This window comes from Paraburkholderia sp. BCC1885 (genome assembly GCF_900996235.1).
Classification (GTDB): Bacteria; Pseudomonadota; Gammaproteobacteria; order Burkholderiales; family Burkholderiaceae; genus Paraburkholderia.
In genome coordinates this window covers 1-19,155 of sequence record NZ_CAAJGM010000238.1, presented here as the reverse complement: position 1 = coordinate 19,155, position 19,155 = coordinate 1, and the positions used below count along the sequence as shown (strand labels likewise).

The 19,155-nt window shown below is 64.4% G+C and carries 19 protein-coding genes and 1 pseudogene; 8 read left to right on the top strand and 12 right to left on the bottom strand.

The window, feature by feature from the left end:
* The first annotated feature begins 770 nt into the window (after positions 1-770).
* From fliL to fliR, 7 genes are all read left to right on the top strand, one after another.
* Positions 771-1,286 carry a flagellar basal body-associated protein FliL gene (fliL, locus tag FQ755_RS30130; protein ID WP_144159655.1) on the top strand — a complete coding sequence of 172 codons (516 nt, stop codon included), beginning with the start codon at positions 771-773 and terminating at the stop codon, positions 1,284-1,286.
* Between the two features lie 55 nt (positions 1,287-1,341).
* On the top strand, positions 1,342-2,340 hold the full coding sequence (gene fliM / locus FQ755_RS30125) for a flagellar motor switch protein FliM (protein WP_144159652.1): 999 nt from the start codon (positions 1,342-1,344) through the stop codon (positions 2,338-2,340).
* A complete protein-coding gene (fliN, locus tag FQ755_RS30120; protein WP_144159649.1) occupies positions 2,333-2,785 on the top strand; it encodes a flagellar motor switch protein FliN in 453 nt (150 codons plus the stop codon). The genes fliM and fliN overlap by 8 nt, the downstream gene beginning before the upstream one ends.
* On the top strand, positions 2,782-3,363 hold the full coding sequence (gene fliO, locus FQ755_RS30115; protein WP_144159646.1) for a flagellar biosynthetic protein FliO: 582 nt from the start codon (positions 2,782-2,784) through the stop codon (positions 3,361-3,363). Before fliN ends, fliO begins: the two co-directional genes overlap by 4 nt.
* A gap of 120 nt (positions 3,364-3,483) precedes the next feature.
* Positions 3,484-4,218, top strand: coding sequence for a flagellar type III secretion system pore protein FliP (fliP, locus tag FQ755_RS30110; protein WP_409937784.1), 735 nt, complete (start codon positions 3,484-3,486; stop codon positions 4,216-4,218).
* 35 nt (positions 4,219-4,253) lie between these two features.
* Positions 4,254-4,523 carry a flagellar biosynthesis protein FliQ gene (gene fliQ / locus FQ755_RS30105; protein WP_144159640.1) on the top strand — a complete coding sequence of 90 codons (270 nt, stop codon included), beginning with the start codon at positions 4,254-4,256 and terminating at the stop codon, positions 4,521-4,523.
* A 27-nt stretch (positions 4,524-4,550) separates the two neighbouring features.
* A complete protein-coding gene (gene fliR, locus FQ755_RS30100) occupies positions 4,551-5,333 on the top strand; it encodes a flagellar biosynthetic protein FliR (RefSeq protein WP_144159637.1) in 783 nt (260 codons plus the stop codon).
* Between the two features lie 143 nt (positions 5,334-5,476).
* On the opposite strand, the gene flgL is transcribed toward fliR, so the two are convergent.
* From flgL to flgB, 12 genes are all read right to left on the bottom strand, one after another.
* Complete coding sequence (gene flgL, locus FQ755_RS30095; RefSeq protein WP_144159634.1) at positions 5,477-6,736, bottom strand: flagellar hook-associated protein FlgL; 1,260 nt, start codon at positions 6,734-6,736, stop codon at positions 5,477-5,479.
* 13 nt (positions 6,737-6,749) lie between these two features.
* Positions 6,750-8,759 carry a flagellar hook-associated protein FlgK gene (gene flgK, locus FQ755_RS30090; RefSeq protein WP_144159631.1) on the bottom strand — a complete coding sequence of 670 codons (2,010 nt, stop codon included), beginning with the start codon at positions 8,757-8,759 and terminating at the stop codon, positions 6,750-6,752.
* 135 nt (positions 8,760-8,894) lie between these two features.
* Complete coding sequence (locus tag FQ755_RS30085; RefSeq protein WP_186308696.1) at positions 8,895-9,650, bottom strand: flagellar brake protein; 756 nt, start codon at positions 9,648-9,650, stop codon at positions 8,895-8,897.
* A gap of 403 nt (positions 9,651-10,053) precedes the next feature.
* On the bottom strand, positions 10,054-10,980 hold the full coding sequence (gene flgJ, locus FQ755_RS30080; protein WP_144159625.1) for a flagellar assembly peptidoglycan hydrolase FlgJ: 927 nt from the start codon (positions 10,978-10,980) through the stop codon (positions 10,054-10,056).
* 9 nt (positions 10,981-10,989) lie between these two features.
* Positions 10,990-12,168, bottom strand: a complete 1,179-nt coding sequence (locus tag FQ755_RS30075; protein ID WP_144159622.1) for a flagellar basal body P-ring protein FlgI — start codon at positions 12,166-12,168, stop codon at positions 10,990-10,992.
* A 2-nt stretch (positions 12,169-12,170) separates the two neighbouring features.
* Positions 12,171-12,875 carry a flagellar basal body L-ring protein FlgH gene (gene flgH, locus FQ755_RS30070; RefSeq protein WP_144159619.1) on the bottom strand — a complete coding sequence of 235 codons (705 nt, stop codon included), beginning with the start codon at positions 12,873-12,875 and terminating at the stop codon, positions 12,171-12,173.
* A gap of 32 nt (positions 12,876-12,907) precedes the next feature.
* A complete protein-coding gene (gene flgG, locus FQ755_RS30065; protein ID WP_144159616.1) occupies positions 12,908-13,696 on the bottom strand; it encodes a flagellar basal-body rod protein FlgG in 789 nt (262 codons plus the stop codon).
* Between the two features lie 38 nt (positions 13,697-13,734).
* Positions 13,735-14,499 carry a flagellar basal-body rod protein FlgF gene (gene flgF, locus FQ755_RS30060; protein ID WP_144159613.1) on the bottom strand — a complete coding sequence of 255 codons (765 nt, stop codon included), beginning with the start codon at positions 14,497-14,499 and terminating at the stop codon, positions 13,735-13,737.
* 20 nt (positions 14,500-14,519) lie between these two features.
* Positions 14,520-16,034, bottom strand: a complete 1,515-nt coding sequence (locus FQ755_RS30055) for a flagellar hook protein FlgE (RefSeq protein ID WP_144159610.1) — start codon at positions 16,032-16,034, stop codon at positions 14,520-14,522.
* A gap of 47 nt (positions 16,035-16,081) precedes the next feature.
* Positions 16,082-16,768 carry a flagellar hook assembly protein FlgD gene (locus tag FQ755_RS30050; protein WP_144159658.1) on the bottom strand — a complete coding sequence of 229 codons (687 nt, stop codon included), beginning with the start codon at positions 16,766-16,768 and terminating at the stop codon, positions 16,082-16,084.
* A gap of 52 nt (positions 16,769-16,820) precedes the next feature.
* Positions 16,821-17,246 carry a flagellar basal body rod protein FlgC gene (gene flgC, locus FQ755_RS30045; RefSeq protein ID WP_144159607.1) on the bottom strand — a complete coding sequence of 142 codons (426 nt, stop codon included), beginning with the start codon at positions 17,244-17,246 and terminating at the stop codon, positions 16,821-16,823.
* A 108-nt stretch (positions 17,247-17,354) separates the two neighbouring features.
* The gene (gene flgB / locus FQ755_RS30040; RefSeq protein ID WP_144159604.1) at positions 17,355-17,852 is read right to left on the bottom strand and encodes a flagellar basal body rod protein FlgB; all 498 of its coding nucleotides are present in this window, start codon (positions 17,850-17,852) and stop codon (positions 17,355-17,357) included.
* Between the two features lie 220 nt (positions 17,853-18,072).
* On the opposite strand from flgB, the pseudogene FQ755_RS30035 reads away from it, so the two are divergent.
* Positions 18,073-19,155 (top strand): annotated as a pseudogene (locus tag FQ755_RS30035) (hypothetical protein); the annotation flags it as partial.

The window sequence follows — 19,155 nt, the reverse complement described above, 5'->3', positions numbered from 1 at the left end:
AGCGGTAAGTGGAAGCGGCGCCACCAGCTTTCTTTCGGGCTGTGAGCCCCGGTAAGCAAAACGGGCTACCGCTTCCGGTGAACGGAAAGGATCAGTTTCCGGACACTGGGACCAATATACAAGTAAGCAAAGAAAGCGGGCTGCAACCGCTAGCCCGTAGTGAGCCATCCCGGTCTGCAACCGGGAACGGCCCAACACAAGAGGTTCTCTCGCACCACCAAATCCTGGTGACACAGGGCTCATCCGTTCCGGCGTCGCGCTCCGCGCCCCGCCGACGGGCATAACCGGTGGGTGGAGGCGGGACGGCGGCGCGGGCGGCAGTCGCGGGCCACGCGCAGTGTGCGCCCTGCCGGTGAACCGATCCGGCGACGCACGACGTGCGGAGGCGGGATGAATGAGCCCTGTGTCACCGGGGTGGGGAATGCGAGGGACGGTCTCGTCTCGGACCACTCCGGGATCGGGCGAGTGGTGGACACCTACTGGCTAGCGGTTGCAGCCCGCTTTCTTTGCTTACTTTCTTTGCGGCGGCAAAGAAAGTAAGTGCCGCCCCGCACAGGGGCATCGCTAGCAAACCAATAACAATACAAGGAAAGGCCAAAACCAAAAGAACGTCCACCCGACAACAAGCCGCCGCAGGCAAAAAAAAACCGTCAGTCAGACAAACGAACAAACCCAAGAGATACCCCCCAAACCCCCTTCTTTTCGACCCATCACGCAAGCGCCAAGTGAACAACAATTCAACCTACCAGCACTGAGGCAACCAAGCACCCATGGCATCGACGACCGCAACCCAGCAAGCCACCGTTACGCCGACCACTCCCGGTCCGCTCAAACGCATCATCCTGATCGTGCTGATCGCGCTGCTCGCCGCAGGCGCGGCCGCCGGCGGCACCTGGTTCTTCCTGTCCCGGCGCGACGCCCCGCCCGCTCCGGCGCAAGCCGCCGCCGCGACGCCGGCGGCGCCCGCCGTGCCGGTGTTCTTCCCGCTCGAACCCATGACCGTCAACCTGCAATCGGATGACGGCCAGCAACACTATCTGCGCATCGGTCTCACGCTCAAGCTGAACGACCCCAAGGTCCAGCAGCAGCTCACCGACCACATGCCGGAAATCCGCAGCCGCGTTCTGCTCGCGCTGTCGAACAAACACCCGGATGATCTCGCGCCCCTCGACGGCAAGCGTGCGCTCGCCACCGAACTCAAGACGCTGATCCAGCAGCCGACCGACAAGGGGGCCGCGCCCGTCACCGTCGAAGATGTGCTGTTCACCGAATTCGTCGTGCAGTGACGCCGCGTAACGCTGCTGCCATCATCAATCGCCAAGGGACGCACGAGGAATAGGAATGGGCCACGAAGAGTTCATGTCCCAGGAGGAGGTCGATGCCCTCCTCAAGGGCGTAACCGGCGAGTCCGATTCGGAAGCCGAGCAGTCTGACCGCTCGGGTGTCCGTCCGTACAACATCGCCACGCAGGAACGCATCGTCCGCGGCCGGATGCCCGGCCTGGAAATCATCAACGACCGTTTCGCGCGTCTGTTGCGCGTCGGTATCTTCAACTTCATGCGCCGTACCGCGGAAATTTCCGTCGGCCCGGTGAAGGTGTTGAAGTACAGCGAATTCACCCGCAACCTGCCGATCCCGACCAATCTGAACCTGGTCCACGTGAAGCCGTTGCGCGGCACTTCGCTGTTCGTATTCGACCCGAACCTGGTGTTCTTCGTAGTCGACAACCTGTTCGGCGGCGACGGGCGTTTCCATACCCGCGTCGAAGGACGGGACTTCACGGCGACCGAACAACGCATCATCGGCAAGCTCCTCAACCTCGTGTTCGAGCACTACACGACGTCGTGGAAAAGCGTGCGGCCGTTGCAGTTCGAATTCGTGCGCTCCGAAATGCACACGCAATTCGCCAACGTCGCCACGCCGAACGAAATTGTCATCGTCACGCAGTTCTCGATCGAATTCGGTTCGACCGGCGGCACGCTGCATATCTGCATGCCGTATTCGATGATCGAGCCGATCCGCGACATTCTCTCGTCGCCGATCCAGGGCGAAGCGATCGACATCGACCGCCGCTGGGTGCGCGTGCTCTCGCAGCAGGTGCAGGCCGCGGAAGTCGAACTGACCGCCGATCTCGCGCAGATCCCGATCACGTTCGAGCAGATCCTGAACATGCGCAAAGGCGATGTGCTGCCCATCAACATTCCCGAACACATCACCGCGAAGGTGGATGGCGTGCCGGTGATGGAATGCGGCTACGGTATTTTCAATGGTCAATATTCGTTGCGCGTTCAGAAGATGATCAGCGCGGCGGACACGATGAAGGAAGGTGGATATGACTGAGCTGAACTCAACGCCGGAGAAGGAATTGCCCACAGAGTCGCAACTCCCCGGCGCGGATGCCGACGAGGCCTCGCTCGACGACTGGGCCAGCGCCCTCGCCGAGCAGAACGACAACGGCGCCGTCAGCGCGACGACCGCCGGCGTGTTCCAGCCGCTGTCGAAGGTCGAGCCGAACACGACGCGCAACGACATCGACATGATTCTGGACATTCCGGTCCAGATGACGGTCGAACTCGGCCGCACGAAAATCGCCATCCGCAACCTGCTGCAACTCGCGCAGGGTTCGGTGGTGGAACTCGACGGCCTCGCCGGCGAGCCGATGGACGTGCTGGTCAACGGCTGCCTGATCGCGCAAGGTGAAGTCGTGGTGGTGAACGACAAGTTCGGCATTCGCCTGACCGACATCATCACGCCGTCCGAACGGATCCGGAAGCTGAATCGATGAAACGCCTTGCCGGGCGCATCACCAGCGGCAGCGGGCATGCTTTCCTGAGCGCGCTGCTAACGCTGCTGCTGGCCCTCCCCTCGCTGAGCGCCGCCGCAGCCGACATGAATGCGGTCAACCACCCCGCGCCGCTCGCCGCCCCGCTCGCCTCCCATGTGGGCGCCGGCTCCGCGGTGCCGTCGCTCGGCTTCGGTGCGGTGCTGCAGACCATCTTCGGTCTGTTGGTGGTGATCGGTCTCGTGTTCGCCTGCGCCTGGCTGGCACGCCGCTTCGGTCTGCAATCGGGTGGCCGTGGCGGTCTGGTGAAGACCGTCGGCGGGGCCTCGCTCGGCGGCAAGGAGCGCGTCGCGGTGGTCGAGATCGGTGACACGTGGCTCGTGCTCGGCGCGGCACCCGGCAATGTCCGTCTGCTGCACACCATGCCGGCCGGTTCGGCTGCGGGCGCGGCGCCAGCGGGCGATCTGCCCGGCGGCGCCTCGGACAATGCTCTCTCCGGCACCTTCGGGCAACGCTTTCGCGAGGCGCTGAAAGGCGAAGTCGGCAAACGTTTTAACCGGCCAGACGGCAGGGATCAGTAAATGCAGTTCAGTCACTCAACAGCGCGCCGCCGGCACGCGGCCTCGGGCCACGTCCGCGCCGGCACCCAGCGCGGCTTGCGCTTCCAGTTCGTCCGCACGCTGCGACGCCTCGCCACCTTCATGTTGCCCGCGTTGCCGGTCCTGCTGATGACGCTGCCGTCGCTCTCGTTTGCGCAGACGGCCGGCCTGCCCGCCTTCAACACCAGTCCCGGACCGAACGGCGGCACCACCTATTCGCTGAGCGTGCAGACGATGCTGCTGCTCACGGTGCTGTCGTTCCTGCCGGCGATGCTCCTGATGATGACGAGCTTCACGCGCATCATCATCGTGCTGTCGCTGCTGCGTCAGGCGCTCGGCACCACGACCACGCCGCCGAACCAGGTGCTGGTGGGTCTCGCGCTGTTCCTGACGCTGTTCATCATGTCGCCGGTGCTGGACAAGGCCTATAACGACGGCTACAAGCCCTTCTCCGAAGGCTCGCTGCCGATGGACCAGGCGGTCACGCGCGGCCTCGCACCGTTCAAGACCTTCATGCTGCGGCAGACCCGCGAGACCGACCTGGCGTTGTTCGCCCGCATCTCGCACGCCGCGCCGATGCAAGGTCCCGACGACGTGCCGCTGCCGCTTCTGGTGCCCGCCTTCGTGACGAGCGAGCTGAAAACCGGCTTCCAGATCGGCTTCACGATCTTCATTCCGTTCCTGATCATCGACATGGTGGTGGCGAGCGTGCTGATGTCGATGGGGATGATGATGGTCTCGCCCTCGACGATCTCGCTGCCCTTCAAGCTGATGCTGTTCGTGCTCGTGGACGGTTGGCAACTGCTGATCAGTTCGCTCGCGCAGAGCTTCGTCTAACTGTAGTTATCCTTACTGTTTCCGGCCCATTCATCATGACACCCGAATCAGTCATGGCACTGGCGCACCAGGCGATGTACGTCGCCTTGCTGCTCGCCGCGCCACTGCTGCTGGTCGCTCTCGTCGTCGGTCTGATCGTGAGCCTGTTTCAGGCGGCCACGCAGATCAACGAAGCGACGCTCTCCTTCATTCCGAAGCTGCTGGCTATCGCGATCACGCTGGTGATCGCCGGCCCGTGGATGCTGTCGACCATGCTCGACTATCTGCGCGAGATGCTGACCACCATCCCGACGCTCGCCAACTGACCGCCCACTGAGCGCCGCGCCCTCGTCATGTTCTCCGTCACCTATGCGCAACTGAACACGTGGATGGCCGCGTTTCTGTGGCCGCTCGTGCGGATTCTGGCGCTGGTGGCCACCGCGCCGGTGTTCGGCAACATGTCGGTTTCGACGCAGGTGAAAATCGGCCTGTCCTCTTTCATCACCATCATCGTCGCGCCGACCCTCGGCCCCCTGCCGCAGGTCACGGTGTTCTCGGCGATGGGCGTGTGGATCATCGTCAACCAGTTTCTGATCGGCGCGGCGCTCGGCCTGACCATGCAGATCGTCTTCACCGCGATCCAGGCCACCGGCGAATTCGTCGGCCTCGGCATGGGTCTCGGCTTCGCGACCTTCTTCGACCAGCAGGCGGACGGTTCGAGCGCGGTGCTGTCGAGCTACATGAACGTGTTCGCCATGCTGGTGTTTCTGGTGCTCGACGGGCATCTGCAGGTCATCAGCGCATTGATCGCGTCGTTTCAGTCGCTGCCGATTTCGAGCGACATGCTCGCCGCCGCCGGCTGGCGCGCCTACGCGAATTACGGCGGCATGATCTTTTCGATGGGACTGCTGCTGTCGCTGCCGGTGGTCGCGGCGCTGTTGATCGCCAACCTCGCGCTCGGCATTCTCAACCGCGCGGCGCCGCAGATCGGAGTGTTCCAGATCGGCTTTCCACTGACGATGCTGGTCGGCATGCTGCTGTTGCAACTGCTGGTGCCGAACATGGTGCCGTTCTTCTCGCGCCTGTTCGACAACGGCGTCGAGCAGATGGGGCGGGTGGCGGCGCTGCTGCATTAAGGCCTGTCTCAGCGTGACGCTCACGCCGACGTAAAGCCCGCACCAACGTAAAACCACGCCGACGCAAAACCCCAAGCGGCGCCGCAAATAAAAACGGGAGGCCGCCGCAGCGCCTCCCGTTTCTTGTCCAACGATCCCTTCGCTTACTGATTCAGGTACTGGAACAGCGACATCTGTGCGACCTGCACGAAGGCTTCCTGCGATGCCTGCAGCGAGTCCTGGGTCTGCGTGTACTTGCTGATAGTCGAGGGCAGATCGATCTGCGTGAGATCCGCCAGCGAGTTCGTGTTCTGCAGCGACAGGCTCTGGCTCACCGTCTGCATGGCCTGAACCTGCTGCTCGCGTCCGCCCACCGTCGCCTGCACCGTCGTCACGTTGGACAGCGTGTTCTCCACCTGCGTCAGGCCCACGTTCAGCGTGTTGGTGAGGGCCGCGGCGGCTGTCGACGAGTCGGCCGGAGTCTGCAGCGCGGTGATCATGTTCTGGATCGTCGCGAAGATGTTGGTGCCGCCCTGCGAAGCCGGAACCTGGGTTGCCGGCTGCACGGTGAACGAATCGCCGCTGGAAGGCGTGCCGGTCATCGTCACGCTCTGGCCGCTCGAGCCCAGTGTGATCGCCGAGCCGGCCGTGTAAGGCTGCGCCGCCGAGGTCGTCGTGACACCGGCGCTATTCGTGTCCGTCACGGTGTAGGTCGTGGCCGGCGGCGTGCCGCCCACGCTGAACGAAATGCCGTAGGTGTCGCCGCTTGCCGACGCCAGCGTGTTGGTCGTGCTGACCGCGCCGATGATCCCCGTGCCGGCATTGCTCGACGCCGCATAGGCGACCGGGCTGGCCGTCTCCGGCGACACGCTCATGAACACCGCCGCGCCGCTGTCGCCGGTATTGACCGAGGTCGTGTCGGAGATCTGCTGGCTGGAGATGCCGTTGTCGCCGTTGTAGACCACCGTGCCGGCCGAATTCTGCGTGAACGGTTGCGAGGCCGACTGAAAACCGCCGAACAGGTAACCCCCCGAGGGCGACTGGGTATTGGCCAGCGTCATCAAGGTGTTGCTCAGGTTCTGCAGCGTGGCCGCAATGGCGCTGCGGTTGGTGTCGTTGAGCGTGGCATCGCCCGCGCTCAGCAACTGGGTCTTCACGCTTTGCAGCGCCGTCGTGACGCTCGTGAGCGTCGTATCTTCCGAGCCCAGCGAGGTAAGTGCCGCGCTCTGGTTGGAGGCGTACTGCGACAGCGTCGCGCCCTGCATGCTGAGTTGCACGGCTTGCGCCGCGCCGAGCGGATTGTCGGCCGGCGTGGTGATGGCCTGGCCGCTCGAAATTTCGGCGTAGAACTGCGCCAGTTGGCTCTGCTGATTGTCCATGTTCTGGACATTCATGCTGAGATATTCGCTAGTAGAGATGCGCATCGCTCAACGCCTTTTACTGAAATATGCCAATGATGGTCTGGAACAGCGTGTCAGCGGTCTGAATGACCTTGCTGTTGGCCTGGTACAGTTGCTGGTACTGCAACAGGTTCGCTGCCTCTTCGTTGATGTTCACGCCGGACACCGACTGCTGTGCCTGCGAAATCTGCGACGTGAGCGCCGTCTGCGTCGCCATGGAGGCGCTGGTCGCGTTGGTGTTGTTACCCACCGAGTTCACGTAATTCGCGTAGGCCTGCGTCAGGCTCGTGGTGCCGCCGTCCAGGGTATTGGCGCTGACGAGTTTCGACATGGCCGTCGCATTGCGTCCGTCGCTCTGCGCGCCGGTGTTCGGGGCGATCGTGAAAGTGTCGTTGTTGTCCGGCGTGCCGCTCAGCGTGAAGGTGACACCGTTCATCGGACCGGCGGTGGCCGGCGGCGCCGCGCTGTTGACGGTCATCGTCGCGCCGGCCGTGCCCGAATACGGCACCGGTGTGGTCGCCGAGGTGATGTTGATGGTGGTCGGCGGCGTCGTGTTGATGGTCACCACCGAATTCGGCGGGAAGCCCGACAGCGTGCCGGTGGACGAGTTGTAGGTGAGCGTCGTGGCGGTCGACGGCAGCGTGTAGCCGGCCGAAACCGAGCCTTCGTCGGCCAAGGTCGCGTCGCCCGTATTGCTCGAACCCGCTGTGACCAGCACCGGCGAAGCCGCGGCAATCGCCGAACCGTTCGTCGTGGTGAGCGCGAAGCTGCTGAGCGCGCCGCTTGTCGGCGACACGTTGAACGAGTCGCCCGGCTGCATCGTGCCGGTCAGCGACAGGTTCAGGCCGTCGATCGGTTGCGACAGGCTGGTGGTCGACGCGACCACGTCGCCGGTCTGGTTGTCCGTCAGCGTGTAAGCCGAGCCGTTATACGACAGCGTGTAGTTGCCGGTGGTGGGCTGCGTCGCGTCGACGAACGACACGCTGAGCGAAGCGTTGCCGGTGTTCTTGGCGTTCGCTGTGGCCGCCGGAGGCGCCACCGAGAACAGCGCCTGGCCGGGCGTACCCGACAGCGTGAGACCCAGTTCGTTCTGATTGTTGACCTGCGCCGCGAAGCTGGTGGCGATCGCGCCCAACTGGGCCTCGGCCGGGTCGAGCGATTGCGTGCGGAACGTGATCAGGCCGCCGAGCGCGCCGCCGGCGTTCTGCATGGTGCTGTCGGACAGATATTGCGTGGTGGCCGCGGTCGGCGTCGTGCCCGCCGCGCCCAGATAGGTGATCTCGGTTTCCGCGGAATTCGCCGGCGACGGCGCCGTGCCCAGGTTGTAGCTGGTGTTGCCGGACACGAGGGTCTGGCCGCTCGGCAGGAACACGCTGTCGGTGCCGTTCGAACTCGTCTCCACCTGCACGCCGACGAGCGACGACAGATTGGAAATCGCCTCGTCGCGCTGATCGAGCAGCTGGTTCGGCGCCTGGCCTTGCGCGCTCGCGGCGGAGATCTGCTGGTTGAGCGTGGCGATCTGCGCGGTGTAGGTGTTGATCTGCGTCACCGTGGAGCTCAGCTGCGAATTCACGTCCTGACCGAGCTGCGTGTATTGCGTGCCCATCGAATTCAGCTCGGTGGCGAGCGTCGTCGCATCGCTTATGGCCGTGGCCCGCGTGGCGGGCGTCGAGGCGCTGCCGGCCACCGTCTGCAAACCGGTGAAGTAATTGGTGATCGCGGTTGAAATCCCCGAGGTCGGGCTGCCGACCAGGTTGTTCAACGCCGTGAGCATCGTATAGGAGGCGTTGAGCGAGGCGCCGGTGGACTGAGCGTTGTTCAGCTCGGTCGTCAGATACTGGCTGTAGGCGCGCTGCACCGTGGTGGTGGACACGCCTTGCGGCAGGTAGCCGGAGCCCGTGTAAATCCCCGAGCTTTCCGCATAGACCGGGCTTTCTACATCGTAGCCGGGCACGTCCGAATTGGAGATGTTCTCACCGGTCGTCGTCAGCCCCCATTGGGCTGCGTTGAGTCCGCTGAGACCGATACTGATAAGGTTGCTCGACATGCGTCATCCTGTAGGGCTGGCAACGCGCCCACCGAGTTGCCAAGACTCTCTGTATATCGGCGCACTGGCGACAAAATTGAGGGGGCAACCCGTATTTAAACGCGCGCCGCATTCATGCCGCGACGCGCGTCAAACTCAGGTTCGCACCAGCGAGCGACGCTTCATTTCTAGCTGGGTAATCAACCGCTGCAACGTGTTCTCGGCATTGCCGGGCAGCGCGACAAAACGCATGCCCATCTGGTACCGCTGGGTGCCGTTCGGCAGATCCACCGCGCGGAACGACACCAACTGCAAATCCACCGACAGCTTGCCCGGCGCGCCGAGGCTCAGTTCGCAGTCTTCGAACACCGCGCCCATCGGCAATTCGACCACGCGCGTGTCCGTGGTACGCATGCCGACGCCGCCCAGCGACAGGTCGTGCACCTCGAAACGGAAGCGCTCCCCGTCGGGCAAACGGCCCGTACACAGGTACGGATCGAGAATCGGCGCGTCGACGCGGAAAAACTCACGGCGCTGCACGTAAAACAATACTTCCGGAAAATCCGCTTCGAACGCCGCACGGCCTTCGAAGGTGGTTTCACGCGGCGTGGTGGTCGAAAACTCCACCCGCACGCCTTCAGGCTGGGCGTGAAACTGACAGCGGGGCGCAGCCATCAGGCCGCGGTTCTGGTCGGCCAGCGCGCCCCAGTCGAACGTGAACGTGCGCTCACGCACGTCGACGTCGAGAATCCGGGTGACGAGTTGGCCTCCCTTGTACTGCGCGGTGAGGAAATCGCCGCGGTTGACGAGATTGCGCAACTGGACACCGATCTCCAGCGGATTGCGGCGACCGAAGTCGTTGCCGATGTCAGAAGAGCCGTCCGTCTGGCCGTTCGTCTCAGTGGTATCCATGGGCTTGCCGGTATGCATGTTCTTTCGGGCCCGTGCCCGAGGTCCAGTGCCGGGGCCCGTGACACGCGCGTTGACCGGGAAAAGTTACCCCGGTATTAAGGTCTGACTGAATAGCGGCAGTCTGGACTCAAAGTTTAGGGTAACCGAGGGAAATATTTGGCGCAAACGTTAAACCGCCCGCCTTCCAGCCCTCTTTACCCAACCCGCATCAACCGGCAAATCCACTTCATTCAACCTGTGCGGCTTGGCCGGCGGCACTGCTTCGTGCCGTCCGGCCCCACCGTCTTGTTTTGCGACATGGCCCCGTCGCCTGCTTTTCATCCTGCCGGACGGCCCTCGTGCCGCCCTGGCTTAAATCTGCTTCTCGCTGCTTCTCGCCGCTTCTCTCTATGCCTCTCGACGATCAGCTCATGCGGTCCATGATCGACATCAGTTTCTTCGCGTAATGCGGATCGGTGGCGTAGCCCGCGCGCTGCATGCCGATCGCAAAACCCGCGGCGTCGTGCGAGCTGTTGAGCACCTGCGCGTAGCGCGGATTGTTCTTCAGTAATTGCGCGTAATCGGCCATCGCGTCGTTGTACGAGTCGTAGGCGCGGAATTTTTCCACCACGCGCTGCGGCTGGCCGTTGCGGTATTCGGTGGTGACGGTCGAGACGGTCTTGCCGGTCCAGTCCTTGGTCGCCTTGATGCCGAACACGTTGTGGCTGGTCTCGCCGTTCGCCTTCATGATCTCGCGCTTGCCCCAGCCCGATTCGAGCGCGGCCTGGCCGATGATGAAGCGTGCCGGTACGCCGGTGGTTTCGCTCGCGGCCTGCGCCGACGCGGCCAGCTTGTCGACGAACGCATCCACGTTGGTCGTGCCGTCGCCACGCAGCGGCGGAGTCAGCGCGCTGTTGCGCGAATAGCCCACGCCGTTCGCCAGCGACCCGTTCGCCTCGGCATTGCCGTAGGCCTTGGCCAGCGCGTCGAGCGCCGGATTGCTGCCGCCGGCGGCCGAGCCGGTCTGCATGCCGGAGTTATTCATCAACTGCTTGAGCATCGCGTCGGCCACGCCGATGCCCTTGTTCGACATCTGCTGCGCCATCTGCTCGTCCATCATCGAGGTGAACTGCGCACCGTCGCGCGAATCGAGCGGGCCGTCTTGCGGCGTGGCGTCGCGCATGCTCTTCAGCATCATCGTGATGAAGGTTGCGTCGAACTGCTTGGCGGCCATCTTGACGCCCTGCTGCGGCGACGCGCTCACCTTGGCTCGCAGGCTGTCGAATCCCTGCACGTCCAGCGCAAAACGCTGACTGAGGTCATTCGGGCCTGTGGTCGGATCAGTAGTCATCGCGGCTCCTTAGATGATTTCAAGTTCGGCGCGCAAGGCTCCTGCGGCCTTCATCGCCTGCAGAATCGACATCAGATCGGCGGGCGTCGCGCCAAGCGCATTGAGCGCCTTCACGACGTCGGCCAGATTGGCGCCGGCCTTGACGAACTTCAGCGCGCCGTCGTCCTGCTTCAGCTGGATCTGGGACTGCTGGGCCTGCACGGTCCGGCCGTTCGAAAACGCGCCGGGCTGGCTGACCACGGGTTGGGTATTCACCACCACCGAGAGATTGCCGTGCGCGACCGCGCAATTCTCGAGCGTCACCATCTGGTTCATCACGATCGACCCGGTGCGCGCATTCAGCACGACTTTCGCCGCGCCGGCCGCCGGCTTCACGTCGAGGTCTTCGAGCTGGGCCATGAACTGCACCTGCTGGGACGGATCGGCCGGCGCGCGCAACTGGATCGTGCGGCCGTCGAGCGGCGTGGCCGTGCCTTGACCGAAGGCGTTGTTGACCGCCGCGACGATGCGCTGGTTGGTGTCGTAATCCATGTCGTTCAGTTCGAGCTGCATGGTGCCGTCCTGCGTGATGCTGGTCTGCACCGCGCGCTCGACGATACCGCCGGCCGCGATGCGGCCCGCCGCCAGCTGGTTCACCTGCACGCGGCTGCCGTTGGCGCTGGCGCCCGCGCCGCCCACCGCCAGGTTGCCCTGGGCGAGCGCGTAGACGGAACCGTCGGCGCCCTTCATCGGCGTGAGCAGCAGCGTGCCGCCGCGCAGGCTCTTGGCGTTACCGAGCGACGACACGGTGACGTCGATCGCCTCGCCCGGCCGTGCGAACGGCGGCAGCACCGCCGTCACCATCACCGCGGCGACGTTCTTCAACTGGATGCTGGTCAGCGCCGAGGTGCTGCTGTTGTTCGAGCCGGCCGACTGGTTGTTGATCGAGATGCCGAGGTTGGCCAGCATGTTCGCGAGCGTCTGCGTCGTGAACGGCGTCTGGGTGGTCTGGTCGCCCGTGCCGTCGAGACCGACGACGAGGCCATAGCCGATCAGCGGGTTGTCGCGCACGCCCTGGATCGCGACCAGATCCTTCAGCCGTTCGGCGTGAGCGGCGGGCGTGACCGGCGGCAGCGCGCCGCACGCGAGCGCGACCACCAGGCAGGCGTGGCCGAAATGGCGAAGGCGGCGGGAAGAGACGAGATTCATGATCACCACGGCGCCACGTTAAGGAAGAAGCGTTGTAGCCAGCCCATGGTCTCCGCCTCGTCGATATAGCCCTTCGCCGAATACTCGATCCTGGCGTCGGCCACCTGGGTCGAGAACACCGCATTCAGGGCGGAGATCGTGTTGGGGTTGACGACACCGGAGAAACGCACGAACTCGTTGCCCTGGTTGATCAGCATCTGCTTTTCGCCGCTCACCACGAGGTTGCCGTTCGGCAGCACGTTGGTCACCGTGACGGTGATCACGCCGTTGAAGGTATTCGACGCGTTCGCTCCGCCCGTCCCCGAGAACGTGTTGGCGCCCTGGGCGGCGAGGTTGGCCTTGCCGAGCAGGCCGCTCAGGAAATTGGCGCTGGTGGTCGAGAACGACGTATTGGAACTGCGGTTGGTATTCGCGCCGGAGGACTTGGTGGCGTTGATGTTTTCCTGCACGACGATAGTCAGGATGTCGCCAATATTGCGCGGCCGCTGGTCTTCGAACAGCGGCCGGCCCGCGTAGCCCGGGTTGAAAATCGACCCCGGCGACTGCGCGTGCGGCGGCACCGGCGGCACGGCCGTCATCGGCTGCTGCACGATCGGCTGCTTCGGAATCTGCGCGCAGCCGCCCAGCGCCAGAGCCAGCACGCTGACCGTGGCGACGAGCGCGCTGCGCGCGTCGTCGATAACCGGATTGAAATTGGAGTGCGACATCGTGTGTACCTACCGCCTGGAAGTCCGACTGCTTAAACCTGCATTTGCGACAGGGTCTGCAGCATCTGGTCGGACGTGGTTACGGCCTTGCTGTTGATTTCATACGCGCGCTGGGTCTGGATCATGTTGACCAGTTCCTGCACCACGTTCACATTCGAGGTTTCGACATAACCCTGCTGCAGCGAACCCGAACCATTCGAACCCGGCGCCGAGACGTTCGGCGTGCCCGACGAACTCGTTTCCGAGAACAGGTTTTCGCCCTGCGCGTCGAGGCCGGCCGGGTTGATGAAGGTGGCGATCTGCATGGTGCCGATCTGCTGCGAATTGCCGCTGCCCGGCTGGGTGATCGACACGGAACCGTCGGTGCCGATCGTCAGCGACGTGGCGTTCACCGGCACCGTGATCTGCGGAATCACCGGGTAGCCGCTCGAGGTCACGAGCTGGCCCTGCGCGTTGGTCTGGAACGAACCGTCACGCGTGTAGGAGGTCGTGCCGTCCGGCATCTGCACCTGGAAAAAGCCGTTGCCGTTGATCGCCACGTCTTTCGAGTTGCCGGTCTGCTGCAGGTTGCCCTGCGTGTAGAGACGTTCCGTCGCCACCTGCTGGACGCCGGTACCGAGCTGGATGCCCGACGGTACCTGGGTCTGCTGGGTCGAATCGGCGCCCGGCTGCCGCACCGTCTGATACAGCAGGTCTTCGAACACGGCGCGCGAGCCCTTGAAGCCGTTCGTGCTGACGTTGGCCAGGTTGTTCGAAATGACGTCCATCTGGGACTGCTGCGCGTTCATGCCGGTCGCAGCGATATAGAGTGAGCGATTCACGGTGTAGGTTCTCCTGGGTCGACGCGGGCGTCGTCCCGTTAGCTGCTGAAAGTGAGCAACTGGTTGGCGGTCTGGTCGTTCTGGTCGGCGTTTTCGATCATCTTGGTCTGCATCTGGAACTGCCGTGCATTGGTGATCATCGAGACCATCGCGTTCACCGGATTCACGTTGCTGCCTTCCAGCGATTCCGGCGCGAGCGTCACGCTCGGATCTGCGTCGGCCGGATTGCCGTCGGCGGTGCGGAACATGCCGTCGTCGCCGCGCGTCAGCGACCCTGCCGCCGGCTTCACCAGCTTGAGCTGGTCGACCACCGCGATCGCCGTGGCCGGATCTCCCGGCGCCAGCGCGGAGATCGTGCCGTCCTTGCCGATGGTGATGTCCGCGCCGGGAGGCACCGTGACCGGGCCGCCGGTGCCGAGCACCGGCAGGTTGGTCGCGTTCACCAGCTGGCCGTTTTCGTCGATGTGCAGATTGCCGGCGCGCGTGTAGGCCTCGCCGCCGTCGGCGGTCTGCACGGCGAGCCAGCCGTCGCCCTGCACGGCGACGTCGAGCGGATTGCCGGTCTGCTGGATCGGCCCGGGCGTCTCGTCCGCACCCGGAGTCGACGAGAGCACGAAAGTACGCGTAGTCTGGTCGTTCACGGAACTGCCGTCGCCGAACGACATCGGTACCGCGCGAAACGTCTCGAGCTGGGCGCGAAACCCGGTGGTCGAGGTGTTCGCGAGATTGTTCGCGACAATGGCTTGCTGCTCGAGCGCCTGGGTGGCGCCCGACATCGCGGTGTAAATCAGACGGTCGGTCATTCGTTCGGCTCCGGTAACGCTTACAGGTTGATCAACGTCTGGTCGATGGTCTGCTGCGTCTTGATCGTCTGCGCGTTCGCCTGGTAGTTGCGTTGCGCGGTGATCAGGTCGACCAGCGAGTTGGTCAGGTCCACGTTCGACGCTTCCACCGCGCCGCCCTGCAGGACGCCGAGGTTGGTGCCGCCCGGCACGCCGACCTGCGCTTCGCCCGAAGCCGCCGTCGCTTCGTACTCGTTGTTGCCGAGATCGACGAGACCGTTCGGGTCGTTGAAGTTCGCCAGCACGATCTGACCGAGTGCGGCGGTCTGGTTGTTCGAATACGTCCCGGTAATCACGCCGTTCGCGCCGATCGAATAGCTCGACAGCGTGCCGGCGGCGAAACCGTTGTTGGTCGGCGCGCTGTTCAGACCGGTCGTGCCGCCGAACTGCGTGGTGCCCGTCAGGTTCAGCGTGATGGTCTGCGGCGTGCCCGAGCCGTCCGTATTCGGAATCGAAAACTGCACCGCGCCCGAGGTGGTGGACGGCGTCACGCTCGTCACGCTGGTGAGCGTGCCGGAGCTGTTGAAGGTCGCGCTGCCGACGAGCGACGCGGTCGAGCCGGCGACGCCCGCGTAGATGTTCCAGTTACCCGAGCTGGTCTTGGCGAAGTAATAGTCGACGGTCTGCGAGCCGCCGAGCGAGTCATACGCCGTAAAGCTGTTGCCGTAGTTGTACGTGGTCGAGCTGTTCTGGTTGAAGGTGGTATTCGCCACCGACACCGTGTCGTTGTTGCCCGGCGTGCCGGTGAACGTCACGCTCTGCCCCGTGCCGAGCGGAATCGCGGTGCCGGCGGTGTAGGTGCCGGTCACCGGCGCGCCGCCGGCGGTATTGTCCTGTACCGAGTACGTGTACGTCGGCGGCGTGCCGGTTGCCGTAAACGTGATCGTGTAGGCGTCCGAGTTCGAAGCCTGACCGGGGTTCGAGACCGTCACGCCGCTGCTCACCAGCGAACCGGTGTCGGTCGTGGAAGGCGTCGCGACCGTGCCCACCGTCGCGGCGGCCTGGGCGTCGAGGTTGAACTGGGCGCCGACCAGCGTCGTTTCCGACGGCGCGATGTTCTGCGTCGGCACGGTCAGCGGCACGGTTTGCGCCGTGTTGATGACGCCCGCGGAGTTGGCGGCGTAGCCCATCAGTTGCAAACCTTGCGCGTTGGTGATCTGGCCGGCCTTGTTCACCTGGAAGATGCCGTTGCGCGAATAGGTGAGCGCGCCGTTGTCCGACATCTGGAAAAAGCCATTGCCGTTGATCGCGACATCCAGCGACTGGCCGGTCGTCGTGATCGTGCCTTGCGAGAACTGTTGCTGCACTTCGGCGAGCTGCGTACCGATACCGATCTGATCGTTCACGGCTGTGGCAACCGAGTTTGCGTACAGATCGGCGAACACCGCGGTGCCGCTCTTGAAACCGACCGTGTCCGCGTTGGCGATGTTATTGCCAATCACATCCAGATCGCTCGATGCAGCCGCGAGGCCGCTCAACCCTTGCTGATAACCCATGACGGTCTCCGTTCCGGAAAAGGTCTAAATTTGCTTGAACTGTTTGCTTAGAGGACTGCCGCGACCGAAGTCAGAGGCACCGTATTGCCGTTGGACAGCACGAGGCTCGGCGCGCCATTCGTACCCTGCACGACGCTCTCGACGGTGCCCGGCGTCAGTGTCGTGGCGGTGCCTGCGGCGCCGGTGCTGAGCGTACCGGTCGCGGTGAGCGTGTACGTGCCGGCAGGCAAGGCGTTGCCCGACGAATCGACCGGCGACCAGGAGATCGGCACCGTGCCGGCCGCCTGGTTGCCCAGATTGAGCGTGTTGACCACCTGGCCGGCGGAGTTGACGACGTTGACCTGCACGTTGTCCTCTGCGGTGGCCAGCTGCACGCCGAACTCGTTGGTCTTGCCGCTCGCCACGGTGATGCTGTTGCCGGGGGCGAGCACGCTCGAACCGATCAGCAGCGCGGCCTGCGAGGTCTGGCCGGCGTTGAGCTGCGTCGAGAGCGACGAAAGCGAAGTATTCAGTTGGCCGATGCCCGTCACGGTGTTGATTTCCGCGAGCTGCGAGGTCATCTGCGAGCTGTCCATCGGGTTGGTCGGATCCTGGTTTTGCAACTGCGTGACGAGCAGTTGCAAAAAGGTGTTCTGCAACGACGCGCCGGAGTTGGCCGAACTGCTGGCCGACGAGCTGGTGGCCGAACCGGCCGCCGAGCTGGTCGGCGAGTTCGTGCTCATCGTGTCGTTCATCAAGGGCGAGAACGATGTCCCGTTGTTGCCAATGGTTGTCAAGGAGTGCTCCTCAGGATCCGATCGTGAGAGTTTTCAGCATTAACGTCTTTGCCGTGTTCAGGGTTTCGACGTTCGCCTGATACGCGCGCGACGCCGAGATCATGTTGACCATTTCTTCCACCGGGTCGACGTTCGGCATCGTGACGTAGCCGTTCGCGTCGGCCGCGGGGTTGCCCGGGTCGTAGGTCTGTTTCATCGGCGTCGGATCGTCCACCACGCCGGTCACCTGCACGCCGCCCACCTGCTGGCCGGATGCGGAGCGCGAGCCGCCGAGCGGGTTGACCGCGAACACGACCTGCTTGGCCTTGTACGGCTTGCCGTCGGGACCGGTCGTACTGTCGGCGTTCGCCAGGTTCGACGCCGTCACGTTGAGCCGCTGCGATTCGGCCGACATGGCGGAACCGGCGACGGTGAATATGTTCATCAGGGATGGCATGGCTTTCTCTGACCTCTCCTGCCGGCAGGTTCCGGCTTGGTTATTTCCCGTGGGCGTGGTTTTTAGCGGTACATCCAGCTTGTGTGCCGGTCGTCACGTCGGGCTCCATCAGGAGCCGGAGGTGATCGCCGACAGCATCGTTTTGATCTGGCCTGACACTTCCGTCATGGCCGATTCGAAATGCAGCGAGTTATCGGCGAACTGCACGCGTTCCGAGTCGAGGTCCACGGTGTTGCCGTCGAGCGACGGCTGCACGGGGATCCGGTACGCGAGCTTGCCGTAGTCGTCGCTCGGACCGCCGGTCGGAATCAGGCTCGCCTTGCCGGCCATGTGGCCCGGCTCGTCGGCGGCCATCGTCATGCCGGTCGTGACATCGGCGGATTGCGTCATCGCCAGCGTCGAATTGTTCGAGGCGCCGGTTGCGAGGGTCGTGCCGCTGGACTTTCTCAATGCCCCGGCGAGGGCGGTCGAGAAGTCGACATCGCGCGCCTTGTAGCCAGGCGTGTCGGCATTCGCAATATTCGACGACAGCAGTTCCTGCCGGTACGAGCGGACATCGAGAGCCTGACGGCCAAAGTTCAGTTCGGCATCGAGTTTGTCGAGCATGAAAATCTCCGGATAACGTTCCCGCGTCTGGCGTGCGCTTTACCGTGCACACCCCCTGCGGCGCCCCAAAAGGCCTTTTTGCATGAGATGCATCTTAGGCGGGACGTGCAAGCGCCAATCGCGGGAATAACCGGGGAAGGTCGCCTCTATTCGACGCTTGCGCGTAAGGCACCGTCACTAGAATGCAATCCGTACCCTCGCCTCACGCCGGAGATTCACGATGGCCCGATCCACTTACGATGTGCCGCAGCCGTTTGGCCGCATCGTTGCGCGTCGCACCGCTGCCGCCTGGCTGGTGTGCGCGGTAGCGGGCGCATGGATCGCGCCGGCGGCGCTCGCCCAGAGCGCGGGCGCGCCGATCGTGATTCCGGGCAACGGCGAACAGAACCCCGCCGATCTCGCCCGGATGACGGCGCTGGCGACCAGTTCCACCACCAGTTCCACCAATAGCAACGGCGCACGCACCCCGAGCCCGCAACTCCGGGCCACGGTGGCGCCCTCGGCGAGCTCGCCCGCCACCGACCGCTTCTTCGCGCTGGCGAATGCCAACGGCGCCATCGTGATTCCGGGAACCGGTGAGACACCCGAGTCCGGCGCACCGGCGCTGGTGGCCGCGCCGCAGATGCACGCGAATGCCGCCTATCCCGCGAATTCCACGAATAACGCCGGCCTGACCCGTATCAATATGATGCCGGCGCTCGCCGCCAGCCAGGTCGTGCCGGTGGTCGTGACCTCGACGCCCGCGCGCGCCTATGCCGGCGCGGTACGGCCGGTCAATGCGGCGCCGCCGGCCGTCATGCCGGCAGCCACGCCGGCCAGCGGCATCGAAATCGACAGTCTCGCTTCACGCGGCGAGCCGCCGGAACTCGGTGCCAGCGCGCCGGTGCATGGCGCGGCTCAGAATCCGGCTCATAATCCGGCTCATAACGCGGCGTCCACGCCTGCGGCGCGGGTCGCCGCCGCGCCGGTATCGCCGGTGTCGCCGCTGGCTGCGGCGCCGAATCAGGCGCAGGCGCTGGCTCAGGCGGCGCAACGCGAACAGGCCGTGCAGGCGCTGCAGCGCCTGCAGACCACGCAAGCGGCGGCAGCCGCTGCCCAGTCGGCCGCTCAATCGGCCGCCCAGTTGGCCGCACAGACCGCCGCGCAAGCGAACGCGCAGTCCATCCAGTCGGTCCAGGCCGCCGCAGCGAATCAGGCGGCTCAGGCGGCGCAAGCCGCCCAGCCGGTCCCCGCCGGTCAGGAAGACGGCGAGCTGATCCATGCCGCCGCGCTCGACTATCTCAAGCAACAGGTCAACGGCTTG